The sequence below is a fragment of the Faecalibacterium sp. BIOML-A4 genome (assembly GCF_009679665.1).
Lineage (GTDB): Bacteria > Bacillota > Clostridia > Oscillospirales > Ruminococcaceae > Faecalibacterium > Faecalibacterium taiwanense.
Map to the genome: position 1 here is coordinate 116,617 of NZ_WKZG01000005.1, position 18,473 is coordinate 135,089.

Genomic DNA, 18,473 nt, shown 5'->3' on the forward strand with positions numbered 1-18,473 from the left:
TCATTAACCCCGCTGTGGTCTCAGCGGACACTAACGCTTAAATAGGATATCACAAAACCTGCGTGAATGCAAGCGTTCTGACCAAAATAAATGCAAAAATTTTCTGTTTTGCCCAACAGACGGTCTTTCACGCTCCGATCAGACAAACAGCTGCTTATCTGCCGTCAAAAACTTTTTGCGCAGGATGTTGGCGCTGACGGCAGGCAGGCCGAATTTTTCTTCCAGAAAGCCGGTGAGCAGCGAGGGGTTCAGGTTCAGCTCCTGCGCAGCGGGCAGGCACAGCTCAATGTGCAGGCTGTCCCCCTCCGTGGTGTACTCCACCTGCGGGATGTGATCCTTCAGCTCAATGATCTTGTTGCCTTTTTTGCCGTGCTTTTCCACCGGAGCGCTTTCCAGCGCATTGTACGCATCCAGCGCCGCAGCCGCTGCCGCCGGGTAGGTGATGCGATAGCATGCGTAGGCAATGAGGTCCGCCTTCATCTGCACCGGGCCAACGTGCGTGATCATGATGCCTGCGGGCATGATGGCATTGAGGGCCGCTTTCCACTGTTCAAAATCCGGGGCTTCCGCTTCGGTCTTGACGTCCACGCACTCGCACTCGCTCTCCTGCCCCAGAGAAAGCGGGCAGGCAAAGGTCATGTAGATATGGGGGTTGAAGCCCAGCGTATGCCACACCGGCAGGCCGCTGCGCTTGAGCACCCGCTGCATCACCCGCTGCAGGTCCAGCAGGGAGATGTAGGAGGCCTCATTCTTTTTCTCAAACGAGATTCTTACTGTAATCAAAGCAGGGACCTCCTAACAGATGATTTGCACCGCAGCCGTGGCAGGCACGGTTGCAGGGCTGGGTAGTCTGGGCGGCAAGGGCTTTTTTGTACTCCCGTACCAGATATTCGTGGGTGACGCCGTAATCCATGTGGGACCAGGGCGTCACTTCGTCCAGACCGATGGGACGCTGGCAGTAGAACGCCGGGTCAATGCCCAGATCTGCAAAGGTCTGCAGCCATGTGTCGTACTTGAAGCACTCTTCCCAGCCGTCAAAGTAGCAGCCGCGCTTGTAGGCTTCCACAATGACCGGGGCAAGGCGGCGGTCGCCCTTAGCGAACACGCCCTCCAGAAAGCTGGTGGTGCTGTCGTGGTAGTTGACCTTGATCTTGCGGCTGCGCACACTTTCCAGCAGGTGCTTCTGCTTGGCGCGCAGCATTTCTTCAGTGTCCATGGGCACGAACTCAAAGGGAGTATGGGGCTTGGGCACAAAGCAGGCACAGCTGATGGTCACCTGTACACCCTTGCCCTTGCCGCGCTTGGGCAGAGAATAGTAAAGATCGACCACCTTCTGCGCCGTCTCTGCGATGCCCTCAATGTCCTCCATGGTCTCGGTGGGCAGGCCCATCATGAAGTAGAGCTTGACTGAGGTGTAGCCCGCGTTGAATGCAATGGTGCAGGTCTTTTCGATCTCGTCCCATGTGACATTCTTGTTGATGACGTTGCGCAGGCGCTGGGTGCCGGCTTCGGCGGCGAAGGTCAGGCCGCTCTTGCGCACCTTGGTGGTCTTTTCAATGAGGCTCTGGGAGAAGTTGTCCACGCGCAGCGAAGGCAGCGACAGACTCACATGCTCCTTGGGTGCCCACTCGTTCAGATCATCCAGCAGCTCTTCCAGCTGGCCGTGGTCAGAGGTAGACAAGCTGGAAAGGCTCAGTTCTTCATAGCCGGTGTTGGCGCACAGCTCCTGCGCCGCCCTGTTCAGAAGGCCCGCGTCACGCTGGCGCATGGGACGGTACAGAAAGCCCGCCTGACAGAAACGGCAGCCACGCACACAGCCGCGCAGCACCTCAATGCTGGCGCGGTCCTGAATGGCACCCACCATGGGCACCACGAAATTCGTAGGCGGGGCAAACTCGTTCAGGTCCTTGATGATGGCCTTGGTGATGCGCGCCGGGATGCCCGGCTCATTGGGGGTGATGGCCTTGACCCGGCCATCCTCGTAATACTCCACATCGTAGAATGCCGGAATATAGACGCCGGGGATCTTTGCAATGCGCAGCAGCAGCTCCTTTTTGGAGACGCCGCCCTCCTTCTTGGCCTTTTCGATCTCGGCGCAGATGCCGGGCAGCTGGTTTTCGCCCTCGCCCAGCTGGACCACATCAAAAAAGTCCGCAATGGGTTCCGCGTTGCAGGCGCAGGGGCCACCCGCCACGATCAGCGGCCAGCTTTCATCGCGATCCTTGGAATAGAACGGGATGCCCGCCAGATCCAGCATAGCCAGAATATTGGTATAGGAAAGCTCGTACTGCAGGGTGAAGCCCACTGCATCAAAAGCGGTGAGCGGATCCTTGCTCTCCATGGTGTAGAGCGGCAGACCAAGACGCTCCATCTCGGCCTTCATATCCAGCCACGGCATAAAAGCACGCTCGCACCACCAGTTTTCGTGGCTGTTGAGCAGCTCATACAGGATCTTTTCGCCGAGGAAGGACATACCCACCTCATAGGTGTCCGGAAAGCAGAACGCAAAGCGGACATCCACTTTTTCTTTGTCCTTATATACACTGCCGGGTTCTCCGCCGGTATAACGACCAGGCTTCTGTACCCGTCCCAGTGCTTCTTTCAGTTTTGGATCAAACATCGAGTCCTCCAATAAACAGTCCATTTTTACACGTCATTTTATTGTACCCGAAACGAGCTGTTTTTTCAATCATTTCCCTTAAACTTTTTGCCTGCACGCCGCATTTCGCACAGGCAGGATGCCAGCTGCGCCCCATCCAGCGGTGGAACGGGCAGCAGATTGAATCCCCCGGTCAGCAGATTTGCCGCCCAGAAGGCACTGCCGCGGATGGTCAGTTCCTGTTCCAGCCGCAGTGCCCAGATGCCTGCCAGCATGAAATTGACCGCCGGGCCTACAGCAGCCAGCCAGAAGAGCCGCCCCGGTGAAAGGCCCCGGGCCGGAGCGTCCATCCGCATACAAAAGCCAGTCATGGTCACCTCAATGACCGGAAAGCGGCGCAGAAACACACAATACACCAGAATGTGCCCGCACTCGTGCAGGAACGCCGCCAGCAGGCCCAGCCGCAGAAAGCCGCTTGCATCAAAGTAGAGCAGAAAATACAGTGCGCTACACAAAAGCAGCGGGTCGCGGAACACCAGCGGCCCCAGCTGCCGGGAATCATGCAGCTTCATGAGGAAAGGCCCAGCGCATCCGCTGGGTCACAGGCTGTTCCCTTCCGGTACAGTTCAAAATGCAGGTGTGCTCCCGTAGCGCGCCCGCTGCGCCCTGCTGCGCCCAGCAGCTGCCCTGTTTCCACCACCTCGCCCGGGCGGACATAGGCGTACTGCAAATGGGCATAAAGTGACTCGCTGCCATCTGTATGGAGAACACGCAGACAGGTGCCATAGCTTGTGCTGCAGTATGCCTGCACCACCGCACCGCCTTCCGCAGCAATCACGTCTGTTCCCTCTGCACAGGCAAGATCAATGCCCTTATGGAACGTCCTTTCCCCGGTAAAAGGATCCTGCCGCCAGCCGTATCCGTCCGAAACACGGTACTGTGTGGTGTCCAGCGGGAAACAGAGCTTCCCCGTTTTTTTCTGCGCCCTCACCGGAAGCACCACGCACACCAACAGTCCGGCTAAAACTGCCAGAAAAATCACCCTCCGTCTGGGCTGCTCCCTGCCGTGCCCGGCTCGTCCCCATCGCTTTGCCCGCACCTTCTGCCTCCCGCCTTCCGTTTGCTTTTTATTTATGCAGGCAAACACGCAAAAAGACCCGGCAGAGGGTTTGCTCTGTCGGGTCTTGCAAATATTATCTGCGTAACCTGAAGAAATCCAAAATCCGTTTCAGGCGGCTTCTGGGGGCGGGTGTCTCCACCACCACCGGCTTTATCGGCTTGGCTGCAGGGGCAGGCTGCGGCTCTGTACGCTTTTTATGATTGACCATCTGTTCCAGCTGGTCAAAGCGGTCGCCGCTTTCCGGTGCCGCAGCAGATTCCGGGTGAGAAGCTTCTGCCTGTTTTGCAGCGGGAGCTACTTCCGTTTTCGCAGGTTCTGGCTTTCCTGCTTCGGCAGAAGGTTCAGGCTGTTTTTCCTGCGCAGCGGCAGAAAGCCTCCAAGGCTCCGGCTGCGTCCAGTCATTTTTCAACAGCTCATACATGCCCATCTGGCCGTTCACCAGTGCTTCGCCCTCAGCGGGCTTTACCTTCTGGTAGCTGCCGTCCGGGCGCATCTCGCGGGCATTGACGTTATCCCGCAGCTGCAGCTGCAGAATGTCGGTAAGCTTCCGCACCAGCACGGGATCCTCCACGCGCACGCCCACCTCCACGCGGCACTCGGTGTTGCGGGTGAGGAAATCGCCGGATGCAATATAGATGCGGGTATGTGCACCATCGAAGAAGCTGTAAATGCGGCCATGCTCCAGATAACGACCCACAAGGCTGCGGATATGCAGGTTCTCCGTCTTGCCGGGCACGCCGGCGCGCACACAACAGATGCCGCGCACGATCATATCAATGCGCACACCGGCACAGCTGGCTTCCTGCAGCTTCAGGATGATATCCCGGTCGCTGATGGAATTGTTTTTCAGGATCATGGATGCCGGACGGCCCATGTGGGCGGCAGCAATGACACGATCCATCTCTTCCAGCAATACGCTCTTGAAGCGTAGCGGTGCTACCAGCATCCGGTCGCTCTCCTCAGTCAGCTTCTGCACGGCAAGGTTCTGGAACACATTGGAAGCTTCCTCGCCAATGCCATGGTCTGCCGTAATGAAGGAGTAGTCCGTGTAAAGCTCACTGGTCTTTTCGTTGTAGTTGCCGGTGCCAATCTGGGTGATATAAGAGTAGCCCTCTTTGCTCTTTTTGGTGATAAGGGTCAGCTTGGAGTGCACTTTGTAATCATCAAAGCCATAAATGACCGTACAGCCTGCGCTTTCCAGCTGCTTCGACCAGTCGATATTGTTCTGCTCGTCAAAGCGGGCGCGCAGCTCCACCAGCGCCACCACCTCTTTGCCGTTCTCAGCGGCTTCCATCAGCGCCTGCACGATCTGGGACTCCCGCGCCATACGGTACAGTGTCATTTTGATGGAAATGACCTCAGGATCATGGGCAGCCTTTTTGAGCATGGCAATGAAGGGCCGGATGGACTGGTACGGGTAGCTGAGCAGCACATCGTGCTTCTGCACCTCAGCGGCAAGGTCGTAGTCCGGCGGCGGCAGCATGGGCCGTGCAGCCGGGTAGAACAGTTCCGGCCGCCCCTCCGCTTCCATGCGGCCGGTGAGCTTGTAGAAAAAGCTCAGATCCAGCGGGCTTTTCTGCTCGAACACCCGTTTATGGGTGAGCAGCAGACGGTTGCACAGCAGGCGTTCTACCTCCGGGGCCGGGGCAGGCGTGATCTGCAGACGCACCGCAGCCAGCTTGCGGCGGCGCTTGAGCAGCTCGGTCATGATCTCGCGGTAGTCGATATCATGATCCATCATGCCCTCTTTTACGTCGATATCCGCATTGCGGGTAACGCGGAAAAGGCATTTTTCCTGAATCGTCTCTTTGCCAAAGATGCTGGCCGCAAAGTGCAGCACCAGCTCTTCGGTAAGTGCAAACTGCGTTTCGCCGTCTTTTTTTACAACGTGCATCCGTTCCATCTGGCTGGAAATGGGAATGATGCCAAGGCTCTGCCCTGCCGGGTGTTTTTCCTTGAGCAGAACGCCAAGGTAAATCTCCTTATTGCGCAGGAATGGGAACGGATGGCGGTTATCCACGATCTGCGGGCTGAGGATGGGGAACAGCTCCGTTTGGAAGTACTTCTTCCAGAAGTGCTCGTCCTCCTTGGACAAGTGGTCAAGATCCACCTTGCGCCAGCCGCACTCCGCCAGTGCTTCCAGCGCCTTTGCGTAGTATTTATCGCACTCCTCCTGCAGCTGTGCCGTTTTGGGCATGATGGCAGTCAGCTGTTCCGCCGCGGACATGTTGGTCTTGTTTTCCCTCTTGACCTTTTTGCCCTGTTCCTGTTCCAGATTGGCGCGCTCCTGCAGAGAACCCACACGCACCATAAAAAACTCGTCCAAATTGGAGCCGTAGATTGCAAGAAATTTGACCCGCTCTGCAAGCGGAACATTTTTATCTTTGCCCAGCGCAAGAACGCGCCGGTTGAAATCCAGCCAGCTCAGTTCCCGGTTGATAAAAATGGTATCGTCACTCATAATCATTCCCCTTTTTGCTGCGCCGGGCCGCCGGCTGCGGCTCAGCTCACGGTTGCCATTCCTGCCCAGGAATCCACAATGGTCTGTGTCAGGCCCGGAACATTGGCTGCATCTTCTACCCGTTCAAACGGGCCATTCTGCGTCCGGTAATCCAGAATCGTCTGTGCGCGCTTTTCCCCTACGCCCGGCAGTGTGCACAGCGCAGAGAGATCAGCAGTGTTCAGATCCACCAGCACATACTGTTCCAGCCCGGTCGTATCCGGCAGGACCTGCGGTTCGGCAGCCTGCAGCGGCACGGCAAAGCCAAAGGCCAGCACTGTGCACAAAACCACCGCCGCCAGCGACAGCGCAAGAAAGAGTTTTTCCTTCTTTTGCAGGACCAGAAGATGCGTTTCTCTCATTGTACCTGACTTTCCTCCAAAAAGAAAGGCTTCTGCGAAAGAATTTGCAGAAGCCTTGCACAAATTTTACGCCAAATTTTCAGCATCCCGCACCATACGGTACAGCACTTCCACTGCAGAACCTGCCGCAGCATCGGTCAAAGTGACCTTTTGGGCAGCAAGACGCAGCTCAGCCGGGGCATCCGCAGCTGCGGTGCTCTGGCTGGAAGCGCGCACCATGTCCAGCATAGACAGCCCTCCGGCAAGTACCAGCACATCTTCCGGGTCGATGCCCACCGGCATACACACGGCATCCAGCATTTCACGGCCGGAGACGGTTCTGGGGGTCAGGATCAGCGTATCCGCTGCGGCACGCTCGCCCAGCAGCACCGCTGTGCGGTCGCCCAGAGATTTTTCCAGTAGCGAGATCATGGGCACTGCCTTGCTGTCCTGATACAGCAGCACCCGCAGCACTTCTTCCCCCTTGATATCTGCCGCGTTTGCCAGCAGATAAGGGGTCCATTCCTGCCGCAGATGACGCTCCAATGCCTCGCTCATGCGCAGCACGCGGGTAGTACCGTCGGTCATCTGCAGGGCAATGCCCACGCCCTCTGCCACCGGCAGGCGGGCGAACAGGTCGGCATCCTGCCCGGCAAAGGTGCACAGCGGCTGGCGGGTGCCATCGGCAAAATGGTAGGTCATGGCACCGCCGCACACCAGCGCAGGAGCGCTGAGCCGCACACTGCCCAGAATGGACCGCACTGCCCGCGGCGTGCGCTGGGAAAACACCGTAAAACGTCCGCCGCGGCGGACGAACAGCTGCAGCACATCCCGCACCACCTGCGTCAGGTTGCCGTCGGCACCCAAAAGCAGATGGTCCAGATCACACAGTACAAGCGTTGAAGAAAGATGGTTCATACCGTTCCCCTCCTGAGCGTTGCAAGAAAATGAGTGAAGTATTCCGGCAATTCCGAATCGAACCGCAGATGTTCGCCGGTGATCGGGTGCACAAAGCCCAGCGTTTTGGCGTGCAGGCACTGGCCGTGCAGGCTGGTGATGCAATTGTGCGGGCCATACACCGGGTCGCCCGCCACCGGGTGCTGGATGGATGCCATGTGCACGCGGATCTGATGGGTGCGGCCGGTCTTCAGGCGGCATTCCAGCATGGTAAAGTTGTTCAGCCGTTCCAGCACCTGATAGCCGGTATAGGCATATTTGGTGTGCGGCTCACTGGCCGGGTAGACCGCCATCTTTTTGCGGTCGGTCTTGCTGCGGCCCAGATTGCTTTCCACAAAGCCCTCATCTTGTGCAAAGCCGCCGTACACGATGGTGCGATACGCGCGCTCCACACTGTGCACCGCCATCTGCTGGGAAAGGCCGATGTGCGTTGCATCGTCCTTTGCCACCACCAGCAGTCCGCTGGTGTCCTTATCGATGCGGTGCACGATGCCGGGGCGAATCTCGCCGCCGATACCGGACAGGCTTCCCTTGCAGTGCCACAGCAGCGCGTTCACCAGCGTGCCGTCCGGGTTGCCGGGAGCCGGGTGCACCACCATGCCTTTGGGCTTGTTGACCACCAGCAGATGCTCGTCCTCATAGACGATTTCCAGCGGGATGTCCTGCGGCACGGCCTCAATGGGCTTCGCGTCCGGAATTTCCAAAACGATGGTGTCGCCCGCCTTGAGCTTCAGGCTTTTGGCAACCAGCCTGCCGTTGCACAACACATGACCGTCGGCCACCAGCGCCTGCAGAGCAGACCGGGAAAGGCCGGTGTCCTCGCCGCTCAGAAAGCGGTCGATGCGCTGGCCTGCCGTCTCCTGCTCCACCACAAATTCACGCTGTTCCATGGCTCACTGCTCCTTCGGGGACTGCCCGTTCTCAGCGTGCAGCTCTTCCAGAAAAATTACCAGCACCCAGAGGCCCACGCCCACACACACGCAGATATCCGCAAAATTGAACACCGCAAACTGCATGAACAGCAGATTGATGTAGTCCACCACCTCGCCGTTGAGCACACGGTCGATCAGGTTGCCGATGCCGCCGGCAAGGATCAGCAGCAGCGCAGCCTGCTGCAGGTATCTGCCGCGGCTGCGGAAGAACAGCCCGTAGGCCACAAAGATCAGCGCTATGCTGGTAGCGATGATGAGGAACAGCTGCTTGCCGCTGAGCAGGCTGAACGCCATGCCCGGGTTGAGCACGAACCGCAGCTCCACCACATGGGGGATCAGCGGCATTGCACCAATGGGCTGCAGCACATTGGTGGCCCACAGCTTGATGGCCTGATCGATGCCAATGAGTGCCGCAGCCGCGAGCAGATTAAAAACAACAAATGCCATAGGATACTCCCAAAATCATTCAGTATAAAAAACGGCGCTCCCCGGTATAAGGGAGCGCCGCCCTTTAAAACATTGTTTTATGCGGAACGCTTAGGCTTCCACAACGCTGGCGCAGCGTGCGCACAGGGTGGGATGTGCGGCATGGCTGCCGATGGAAGAAGAATACTTCCAGCAGCGCTCGCACTTTTCGCCGGTGGCATGTGCAGCAGCAACGCCCAGGCCTTCAACAGCACTTGCAGCGCCGCCTTCGCCCTTGACCAGCTCTACCTGAGAGACGATCATCAGGTCGGCCAGCTCGTCCATGGGGATGCTGTTGAGCAGATCATACACCGCGTCATTGCAGTACAGGGTGACGGCAGCCTCCAGAGAAGCACCGATGACCTTTTCGGCACGGGCCTGCTCCAGAACCTTCTTCACCTCGTCACGGACGGCGATCAGCTGTGCCCACTTTGCCTTGAAGGCTTCATCGGCGGCATACTGGCCGGCCTTGGGCATCTCCTCAAAGACAACGTACTGGTTCATGCCCTCAGTCTTGGGCATGAAGTCCCAGATCTCCTGACTGGTGAAGCACAGGATAGGAGCAATGATCTTGTCCAGAGCCACAAGGATCTTGTACATGGTGGTCTGAGCAGCCTTGCGGCCTGCGCCGTTGGTGCAGTACAGGCGATCCTTGGTCACATCCAGATAGAAGTTGGACATTGCAACAACGCAGAAGTTGTACACTGCATGATAGACCTTGTTGAAGTCGTACACTGCGTAGCCTGCGCTGGTGTTGACCATCAGGTCATCCAGAGCAGCCAGTGCCCAGCGGTCGATCTCCTGCAGCTGATCGTCAGCCACACAGTCAGTGTTGGGATCAAAGCCGTCCAGATTGCCCAGAATGAAGCGGGCGGTGTTGCGGATCTTGCGGTAAGCCTCGCTCAGCTGCTTGAAGATGTTCTTGCCGGCACGCACATCCACGGTGTAGTCGGAAGAAGCCACCCACAGACGGATGATATCAGCGCCGTAGTCCTTGATGATCTCGCTGGGCTCCACGCCGTTGCCGGCGCTCTTGTGCATCTGCTTGCCCTGCTCATCCACGACCCAGCCGTGGCACAGAACAGACTTATAGGGTGCGCAGCCCTTGCTTGCAACGCTGGTCAGCAGGCTGGACTGGAACCAGCCGCGGAACTGGTCGCCGCCTTCCATATACATATCAGCCGGGAAGCGCAGTTCCGGGCGCTCCTCCAGCACAGCGGCGTGGGTGGAGCCGGAGTCGAACCAGACGTCCATGATGTCGGTGTCCTTGGTCCACTCGGAAGCACCGCACTTTTCGCACACTTCGCCTGCGGGGATGATCTGCTCGGCTTCGTACTTATACCATGCATCGGAACCTTCCTTGCGGAACAGGTCGCTGACAGCCTTGATGGTGGCATCGGTGATGTGGTAGGTGCCGCACTTCTTGCAATAGAATGCGGGAATGGGCACGCCCCAGGTGCGCTGGCGGCTGATGCACCAGTCGTTGCGGTCGCGCACCATGCCCTTCATGCGGTCATGGCCCCAATCCGGCATCCAGGTAACGGTGTCGATGGCCTTATAGACATCCTCGCGGAACTTTGCGATGGAGCAGAACCACTGTTCCGTTGCACGGAAGATGATGGGGTGATGGCAGCGCCAGCAGTGCGGGTACTGATGCTTGATGTGCACCTGACCCATGACAGCACCGGACTCGGTCAAATCGGCCAGAATGGTCTTGTTGGCAGCCCACACGCGCTGACCTGCATACTTACCGGCCAGCTCGGTCAGATAGCCGCCATCGTCCACGGGGACGGTGATGGGCACCTGCGGATACTTCTGGCAGACGTTGAAGTCGTCCACGCCGTGGCCGCCTGCGGTATGGACGCAGCCGGAACCGCTTTCCAGCGTGACGTGATCGCCCAGAATGACCCAGCCCTCCTTGGGCAGGTAGACGTGGTTGTAGCGCATCAGCTCAAACTCGGCACCGGAGACCGGCTCACCCACGATCTCGTAGTTCTCGATGTGGCAGGCGTCCATGACGCTCTTGACCAGCTCGGTGGCCATGATGTGGAACTCATCGCCGATCTTGACGAAGGAGTACTCGAACTGGCCGTTCAGGCAGATTGCCTCGTTAGCGGGCAGAGTCCAAGTGGTAGTGGTCCAGATGACGAAGTAGGTCTTGTCCATCGGGATGCCGTGCTTTGCCAGCACACCGTTGGGGTCCTGAGAGACGTGGAAACGCACGAAGATGGAATCGCAGTCGTCCTCGCCGTACTCGATCTCGGCCTCTGCCAGAGCCGTGCGGCAGTCCGGGCACCAGTACACGGGCTTCAGGCCCTTGTAGATGTAGCCCTTCTTTGCCATCTCGCCAAAGATCTCGATCTGGCGTGCCTCGAACTCAGGCTTCAGGGTCAGATACGGATGCTCGAAATCGCCGATAACGCCCAGACGCTTGAACTGGTCGCTCATGATATCGATGTGCTCAGTAGCAAACTTTTCGCAGATCTGGCGCAGTTCCAGCTTGGAAATGTCCTTCTTCTTATCACCGACGGAGGACAGAGCCTTCAGCTCGATTGGCAGGCCGTGGGTATCAAAGCCGGGCACATAGGGAGCCTGGAAACCCTCCATGTTCTTATCGCGGATAATGATATCCTTGATGATCTTGTTCAGGGCAGTACCCATGTGGATATTACCGTTTGCGTACGGAGGGCCGTCGTGCAGAATGAACTGCGGCTTGCCCTCGTTGTGCTTCATGAGCTGATTGTACAGGTCGTTGTCGTCCCAATCCTTCAGCATGACCGGCTCCTTCTTGGGCAGGCCGGCACGCATTTCAAACAGGGTCTTGGGCAGGTTCAGAGTACTATCGTACTGCGATTTGTTCTTAGCCAATGGTTTACACTCTCCTCTATATTTCCTTATGGGGTTGCCTTACTCGCTGAACTTGACACCCTGAAAAGCATCGTAGTCCGGCTCGTCCGGCTTAAAATCAGCAGGAGGCGCGGGCGGCGGGTCCAGCTTGAGCTGGCTCTCATCCTTTGCCCAGAAATCCTCGCTGCTGTCAGCTGCCTTGTCGTCGTCATTTTCAACAACGGCAGCAGGTTCTGCATCTTCCTGTGCGGGCTGTGCAGGCTCTGCTTCCGGCTCCTGCACGTCCGCTGCCTGCGGCTGGGCTGCAGCGGCAGGCTCACTTTCCTCTGCAGCAGGCTCTGCCTGTTCGGCATCCTGTGCAGCCGTTTCCTTCTGGAACTCCGGCAGACGGCTCAGCGACTCCACATGGCTGCGGTACAGGTTGAGCACATCAGACTTGAAGCGGGTCACTTCCAAACGCACGCGGTCATACTCGCGTTCCTCTGCAAGGCGCTTCTCGTTTGCTTCGTTCTCGATCTCGTCTGCACGGTCGTTTGCCTTCTGCAGCAGTTCGTTGGCATCGCGGATGATATCATCACCGCGCAGATTTGCACGATGGATGATCTCTTCTGCTTTCTGGTTTGCTTCGCGGATGACATTTTCGCCCATGCGCTGTGCATTGATCAGCGCGCTCTTGAGCATTTCACCATCTGCCTCAAAGCTCTTCAGTTCATCGTGCAGCTTCTGGTTTTCAGCAGTCAGGTCCGCAATCTGCTTGCGAAGCTGTTCCGCCTGCGCATCGTCGTCCCGCAGCTGTTCTTCCACCTTATCCAGAAAACGGTCTACGTCCTCTGTGCGGTAGCCGCGGAGGTTTTTCTCAAATTGCACAGAACGGACATCCTGCGGAGTCAGCATAGTCATTTCCTCCCGTTGCTTTTAATATTGAAAAAATTCGATGATCGACCGATCTTTTCTGCTTTTGCCGGGCAGTGCAGTCAGGTTGAAGCGGCCCTTGCCGCGCACCGTGAACACATCGCCCTCATATACCTGCGCATGAGGTTTATCCGCCGGCAGGTGGTTGATCTCCACCCTGCCCGCCTCGATCAGTTCCGAAGCCTGTCCTCGGCTGCAGTGCAGCATAGCTGCCAGCACAGCGTCCAGCCGCAGGGACGATACCGTTGCACTGTGCATCTCGCGCTCCGCCTGCGGAAACTGCGGCACCTCGTCCAGCGTCAGCAGTTCCGTGGTCAGCTCCGTGTGTCCAACCTGAAACAGTTCCCGGCAGATCAGCTGTGCTGCCGGTTCCAGCGCAAACACATAAGCTGTGCCCGGCTGATCCTCCGGCAGAACGATATCTCCCAGCGCCTCGCGCCGCAGCTCAAGGCCCATCAGACTGCCCAGGTAATCCTTGTGGGCGGGCAGCGCAGCCCCCGCCTGTGCACGGCATTGCAGCCGCACACAGCAGATGGGTGCTTCGCCGCAGCTGTACTCCGGCTCGATACAGAGCACCCTGCGCTCCGCATTCAGCCAGCCGCCCTCAAACCGGAAGCCCTCCTGCACACCGGCACGGCCCAGTGCCGCGCGGGCCAAGTCCTGCTCGCGGTCACTCAGGAAAGCCGAATACCGCGCAATGTCCCGGGAAAAGGCCGTGTGGGCCAAGTCCTCGATATGGCGCATGAGATAGCGTTCTTCATCGGTACGCGCAGGGATGAACCCGCGCGCCGCCTTGGGCTGCGGATCAATAGAACGCGCCATTGTTCTCCAGCTCGTCCAGCAGATCACCCATGATATCCACGTTGTACGGAGTGATGATGAAGGTGCTGTTGGCCACGCGCTTGATCTGGCCATTGTTTGCATATGCAACACCGGACAGGAAGTCCACCAGACGGCGGGACACTTCCTTGTTGGTGGACTCCAGATTGAGCACCACGGTGCGCTTGTTGTTCAGGTGGTCAGCAATGGTACTGGCATCCTCAAAACGCTCAGGCTTGACCAGAACGACCTTGAGCTGAGTGGTGGCATTGATGTTGACCACCTTGCCGTTCTTCTTGGCACCCTCAACAGGCTCTTCATTTTCGTCGTCAGAACCAAGGCCGATGCCATTGTTATTGTTTACCATCTGGGGGCCATCGTCAATGTACTGATCCTCGTAATCGTCTTCCTGGTCAAACAGACCTTTCTTAATGCTGTCAAGCAAAGACATACAATCTGCTCCTTTCATTCGGGCAGCATGGCGCTGCCTGGCGTTCTTTGCAAATAGATGCAAATAATAGCTTTATCTATTATCGGATTTTTTGCCTCAGATGTCAATAACTACAAAAGCTTTCCATCATACAAATTTTGTCCGGAAACGATTATTTCGTCATAAAGCCTCACCTTGCTGACCGAGCCCTCGGTCCCTTCGGGCAGAACAAGGATGTAATCGCCGTCCGTGATGAGGGGATGGTCTGCGTCCACTGGGTCGATCGGGCAGAAGCGGGCAATGTTGCCAAGTTTCACGTACACACCGGGAATGTAGTTTTCGCCCTGCGTTTGTGCCTCGGTGCCATCCTCTTTTAAATAGTGCACAGCCGCAGCAGGCACCCGCAGGCCGCTGCGCTCTCCTACCGAGATGCGTGCTGCAGCCCGGTTCAGGCAAAGCACATCGCCGTTGATGGAGTTGCAGGAAAGCACAAAGCGGGCAAGGCCGCTGTCCTGATCGATCTCCACCTCGGTGACGGTGGCCTTGAGGCTGTTCTCTACCTGACCCGGGAAGCTGATCTCCACCGCTGTGCTCAGCGGCTTGCCGTTCTGACCCAGCAGCTTTTCGCCCTGCTTTGCAGTGCACACGCCCACATAGCGCCATGTGAACCCTGCCACGATCTTACCGGCGCAGCCGTCCAGTGCCAGCACTGGGTCGGACTGCAGATAGCCCTGCAGCTCCTGTGCGTTCAGTGCAAGGATATCATCGGCACTGGCATTGAGCCGTCCGCTGCTGGAAGAGCGCACAAAATAGCCGGTCTGCGGTGCAGTGATCTGCGCCGGGCTGCCCAGCTGCGCCTGCACGCTCTGGGACTGCTGGACCAGCGCAGTGATCTGATCGGTAAAGTTTGCAGCTTCGCCCGTTACCACCCAGAGCTTGTTCTGGGCCAGCAGGTAGGCATTGGCATCATCATCCACCGCTTCATAATCGCTGTCGTCCAGCGTATCCAGCAGGTCATACAGCGCAGAAGAACGTTCTTTTAAAAGGGTATCCAGCTGCAGCGCAGAAGTGTTCTGCGATTTCTGCAGCAGGTCGATCTGATCATTCAGCTGGTTCAGCTGCAGGCGCAGCGAAGCCTGCGAAGCGTTGCTGTACACTTCTGCCACTGCGGTGCCCGCTGAAACGCGCTCGCCGTCGGCAGCAAGATATCCAAGGTTTCCGCTGCCTGCCACATAGCTTTCGTCGAACAGCAGAACTCCGTCGGCTTCCACCGTATCCGAAATGACCGCAGGCAGCGCAGTCTCATAAACATTCTGCGGGAACAGGATATGTGCGGCCTGATACACCACATAAATTGCTGCCAGCAGCAGAAACGCGATCAGCACGCCTGCCAGAGTGGTAAGCACATGCGGCGCATGGCGTTCCTTCTGGGTCTCATCCGGCATATCGATCATCCTTTCGCTAAAAATTCGCTAGTTTTGCGGATGGCAGTCTGCACTGCATCCGGTGCACCGGCATCCAGCCAGACCACATCGTCCATATGGCGGAACCAAGTCAACTGGCGCTTGGCATAGTTGCGGGATGCCTGCTTGAGCTTTTCCGTGCAGGCTTCCAATGGAGCCGTCTGCTCAAAATACGGAAAGAACTCCTTGTATCCGATGGCCTGCGCTGCCGTGCGGAAGCTTTCCCGGTTCTGCCAGACATGCTCCGCTTCCTTTATAAGGCCCGCTTCCAGCATTTTGTCCACACGCAGGTCAATGCGGCGGTAAAGTACCGCGCGCTCTGGGAAATCCAGACCGAGGATCAGGCTGCGGTAGGGCCGCTCCGGTGGGAGAGACTCCGCCTTCTGTTCGCTCAGCTTTTTGCCGGTGGCACGATAATGTTCGAGTGCGCGCAGCACCCGCACCTGATTGTTCGGGTGGATAGCCGCAGCAGCTTCCGGGTCGGCCTGCTTCAGTTCTTCGTACATGGCAGCACCGCCTTTTGCAGCCAGTTCCGCCGCCAGCTGCTCCCGCAGACCGGCAGGTGCTTTTTCCTCTGTAAAGCGCACCCCATACAGAAAGCTCTGAACATACAGCCCTGTGCCGCCCACAAGGATGGGCAGCTTCTTCCGGGCAGAGATCTCTTCTTCCAGCTTTCCGGCCATGGCGGTAAAGTCTGCCACGCTGAAAGCCTTGTCCGGTGTAAGGATGTCCACGCCGTGATGCGGGATACCGCAGGTCTCCTCCGGTGTCACCTTTGCCGTGCCTATGTCCAGACCTTTATAGATCTGCATGGAATCACAGCTGATGACCTCGCCGGAAAAATGTTTTGCAAGTTCTACGCCCAGCGCCGTCTTTCCGGTTGCGGTAGGGCCGACGACGGCCACCACGGGATGTTTATACGATGCGTCCAAACTGCTTTTCCAGCTCCTTCCGGGTCAATTTGAGTACGCAGGGGCGGCCATGCGGGCAGAACGGCGGCACCTCGCCGGAAAGGATCTTTTCGGCCAGCGCCAGCAGTTCCTGCGGCGAGGACTTGTCCCCCGCCTTGATGGCTGCACGGCAGGAGATAGAATGCAGCACCCACTCGGTGTGCTCGTTCAGCGCATCATGGCCGCCCTTGAGCAGCTTATTTGCGATCTCCACCAGCAGGCTTTCGGCATTCTGCGGCTCCACATCTGCGGGCACCGCGCGCAGCACCACGGTATTGCCGCCAAAGTCCGCGACCTCAAGGCCCGCATTTTCCAGCAGAGGAATGTTATCCAGCAGGGCCTGCTTTTCCTCCGCAGCAAGGTCGATGGCAGCAGGCTCCAGCAGCATCTGGCTGGGCACATTGCCATAGTTCGCGGCCAGTTTTTCGTACAGCTGGCGCTCGTGGGCAGCGTGTTTATCGATCAGGCACAGCTCGTCGCCGCGTTCTGCAAGGATATATGTTCTGAACACCTCGCCCACATAGCGCAGCGGCTCCGGCTGATCCGCCGTCGGATCAAAGTTCATCTGCTCCGGCTCGGCCAGTACAGTTTTCTGTTCTGCCGCTTCCGGCGCATCCGGTTCTGTTTCTGCACAGGGTGCACTCTCAGGTTCTTCCTTCGGTGCTTCCTGCGCAGGGTTCCACGCTGCCATATGGTCCTGAGGCGAATGCAGTTTTGTCTCACCAAATTCCGGTTCCACATCCAGCTGCGTTTCACTTGCCGCCGCACGGAACGGCTCTGGTGCCTTTGTCGTTTCCAGCTTCGGGCTGTGAAGGGTCACGAACGGATCCCGCATATCCTCGTTCTGAGCACTGCCTTTCCAGCGCGGCTCACTGGGTGCTGTCGGTATTTGCATTGCAGCAGACGGGGCAGGCTGCTGCGGTGCTGCGGCGGGTTTTGCCGGTTCCCAGTGCTGCTGTGGCAGAACGCCCGGGTCTGCCTGCCCCCGAATGATTGCAGAAAGCCCTGTAAAGTTATTATTCTTCACATCATTTTTGATTATATCAGTGTCTTTTTTTGAATTTCCAGCTTTTTCTTCTTCTTTGTCTGCTTCAAAGGTAAAAAGCCGTTCACCGGTGCCGGGCTGAGCCAATGCCAGCTTGACGGCATGATACACCACATCAAAAACATCATTTTCGCGGGCAAAGCGGGCTTCGATCTTGGCCGGATGCACATTGACATCCACAAGGTCGGCCGGCATTTCCAGCAGCAGAATGCCGCCCGGGAACTTGCCCTGCATCATGGTACCCTTGAACGCCATCTCCATACCGGCCATCATGGTGCGGTTGCGCACATAGCGGCCATTGATGTAAAAATGCTGCATACTTCGGCTGGCGCGGCAGCTTTTGGGCGGGGTAATCAGACCGGTGATGCGGTACACGCCCTCCTGATTTTTCAGCTCAATGAGGTCCCGGCTGAACTCCCGGCCCAGCACCGCATAGGCTGCACCGCGCAGCTGGCCGTCGCCGGGCGTGACATACTGCAGCTTGCCCTCACGGATGAACTTGACGCTGACTTCCGGGTGGCTGAGCGCTACATGGGTAACTGTATCCGACACAAAGGTGCCCTCGGAGGAGTCCTTTTTGAGGAACTTCATACGGGCAGGCGTGTTGTAAAACAGATCCTTTACCCGGATGGTGGTGCCCACAGCTCTGGCACCCGGCTCACGGGAGACCTCTTCCCCGCCCTCAATACGGTAGACCGTGGCAAACTCGTCCACCTCGGTTCGGGTGGTCAGCTCTACACGGGCCACGCTGGCAATGGATGCCAGTGCTTCACCGCGGAAGCCAAGCGTATGGATGTTGGTCAGATCGTCCGGTGTTTCAATTTTGCTGGTGGCGTGGCGGATAAACGCCGTGGAGATATATTCTGCCTCGATGCCGGTGCCGTTATCGCTGATTTCGATCAGCTTAACGCCGCCGGATTCAATGCTGACGGTCACCTGCGTGGCACCGGCATCAATGGAGTTTTCCAGCAGCTCCTTAACAACGGATGCCGGACGCTCGACCACCTCACCGGCTGCGATCAGCTCGGCTGTGTGCTTATCCAGAACATGGATCACTGCCATGGTGTTTTCCCTCCTTGTATGGTCTGGGTCA

16 protein-coding genes are annotated in these 18,473 nt (G+C 57.8%); all 16 read right to left on the reverse strand.

Annotated features, from left to right (window positions below; genetic code table 11):
* Nucleotides 1–138: 138 nt before the first annotated feature.
* On the reverse strand, nucleotides 139–783 hold the full coding sequence (locus tag GKG34_RS05105) for a TIGR03936 family radical SAM-associated protein (RefSeq protein WP_154255714.1): 645 nt from the start codon (nucleotides 781–783) through the stop codon (nucleotides 139–141).
* Nucleotides 758–2,620, reverse strand: a complete 1,863-nt coding sequence (locus GKG34_RS05110; RefSeq protein WP_044953676.1) for a TIGR03960 family B12-binding radical SAM protein — start codon at nucleotides 2,618–2,620, stop codon at nucleotides 758–760. The genes GKG34_RS05105 and GKG34_RS05110 overlap by 26 nt, the downstream gene beginning before the upstream one ends.
* A gap of 65 nt (nucleotides 2,621–2,685) precedes the next feature.
* On the reverse strand, nucleotides 2,686–3,171 hold the full coding sequence (locus tag GKG34_RS05115; RefSeq protein WP_005941904.1) for a hypothetical protein: 486 nt from the start codon (nucleotides 3,169–3,171) through the stop codon (nucleotides 2,686–2,688).
* Nucleotides 3,168–3,698 (reverse strand): M23 family metallopeptidase, encoded by a 531-nt coding sequence (locus GKG34_RS05120; RefSeq protein WP_044953674.1) that lies wholly within the window; start codon nucleotides 3,696–3,698, stop codon nucleotides 3,168–3,170. The genes GKG34_RS05115 and GKG34_RS05120 overlap by 4 nt, the downstream gene beginning before the upstream one ends.
* 94 nt (nucleotides 3,699–3,792) lie before the next feature.
* The gene (gene ppk1 / locus GKG34_RS05125) at nucleotides 3,793–6,180 is read right to left on the reverse strand and encodes a polyphosphate kinase 1 (protein ID WP_044953673.1); all 2,388 of its coding nucleotides are present in this window, start codon (nucleotides 6,178–6,180) and stop codon (nucleotides 3,793–3,795) included.
* A gap of 41 nt (nucleotides 6,181–6,221) precedes the next feature.
* Nucleotides 6,222–6,581 (reverse strand): helix-hairpin-helix domain-containing protein, encoded by a 360-nt coding sequence (locus GKG34_RS05130; RefSeq protein ID WP_005941875.1) that lies wholly within the window; start codon nucleotides 6,579–6,581, stop codon nucleotides 6,222–6,224.
* Between the two features lie 66 nt (nucleotides 6,582–6,647).
* Nucleotides 6,648–7,478, reverse strand: coding sequence for an HAD hydrolase family protein (locus GKG34_RS05135; RefSeq protein WP_005941872.1), 831 nt, complete (start codon nucleotides 7,476–7,478; stop codon nucleotides 6,648–6,650).
* Nucleotides 7,475–8,407 carry an RluA family pseudouridine synthase gene (locus GKG34_RS05140; protein WP_005941869.1) on the reverse strand — a complete coding sequence of 311 codons (933 nt, stop codon included), beginning with the start codon at nucleotides 8,405–8,407 and terminating at the stop codon, nucleotides 7,475–7,477. The genes GKG34_RS05135 and GKG34_RS05140 overlap by 4 nt, the downstream gene beginning before the upstream one ends.
* Nucleotides 8,408–8,410: 3 nt before the next feature.
* Nucleotides 8,411–8,896 carry a signal peptidase II gene (gene lspA / locus GKG34_RS05145; RefSeq protein WP_005941866.1) on the reverse strand — a complete coding sequence of 162 codons (486 nt, stop codon included), beginning with the start codon at nucleotides 8,894–8,896 and terminating at the stop codon, nucleotides 8,411–8,413.
* Nucleotides 8,897–8,986: 90 nt separating this feature from the next.
* Nucleotides 8,987–11,782, reverse strand: coding sequence for an isoleucine--tRNA ligase (ileS, locus tag GKG34_RS05150; protein WP_005941863.1), 2,796 nt, complete (start codon nucleotides 11,780–11,782; stop codon nucleotides 8,987–8,989).
* Between the two features lie 39 nt (nucleotides 11,783–11,821).
* Nucleotides 11,822–12,655, reverse strand: a complete 834-nt coding sequence (locus GKG34_RS05155) for a DivIVA domain-containing protein (protein WP_223387554.1) — start codon at nucleotides 12,653–12,655, stop codon at nucleotides 11,822–11,824.
* A gap of 21 nt (nucleotides 12,656–12,676) precedes the next feature.
* Nucleotides 12,677–13,495, reverse strand: coding sequence for a S4 domain-containing protein (locus GKG34_RS05160; RefSeq protein WP_005941859.1), 819 nt, complete (start codon nucleotides 13,493–13,495; stop codon nucleotides 12,677–12,679).
* Nucleotides 13,479–13,943, reverse strand: a complete 465-nt coding sequence (locus GKG34_RS05165; protein WP_154255715.1) for a cell division protein SepF — start codon at nucleotides 13,941–13,943, stop codon at nucleotides 13,479–13,481. Before GKG34_RS05165 ends, GKG34_RS05160 begins: the two co-directional genes overlap by 17 nt.
* A 110-nt stretch (nucleotides 13,944–14,053) precedes the next feature.
* Entirely contained in the window at nucleotides 14,054–15,367 is a 1,314-nt protein-coding gene (locus GKG34_RS05170) for an HlyD family efflux transporter periplasmic adaptor subunit (protein WP_243139208.1), read from the reverse strand.
* A 5-nt stretch (nucleotides 15,368–15,372) separates the two neighbouring features.
* Entirely contained in the window at nucleotides 15,373–16,317 is a 945-nt protein-coding gene (miaA, locus tag GKG34_RS05175) for a tRNA (adenosine(37)-N6)-dimethylallyltransferase MiaA (RefSeq protein WP_154255717.1), read from the reverse strand.
* Complete coding sequence (mutL, locus tag GKG34_RS05180; protein ID WP_154255718.1) at nucleotides 16,301–18,442, reverse strand: DNA mismatch repair endonuclease MutL; 2,142 nt, start codon at nucleotides 18,440–18,442, stop codon at nucleotides 16,301–16,303. The genes miaA and mutL overlap by 17 nt, the downstream gene beginning before the upstream one ends.
* Between the last annotated feature and the right edge of the window lie 31 nt (nucleotides 18,443–18,473).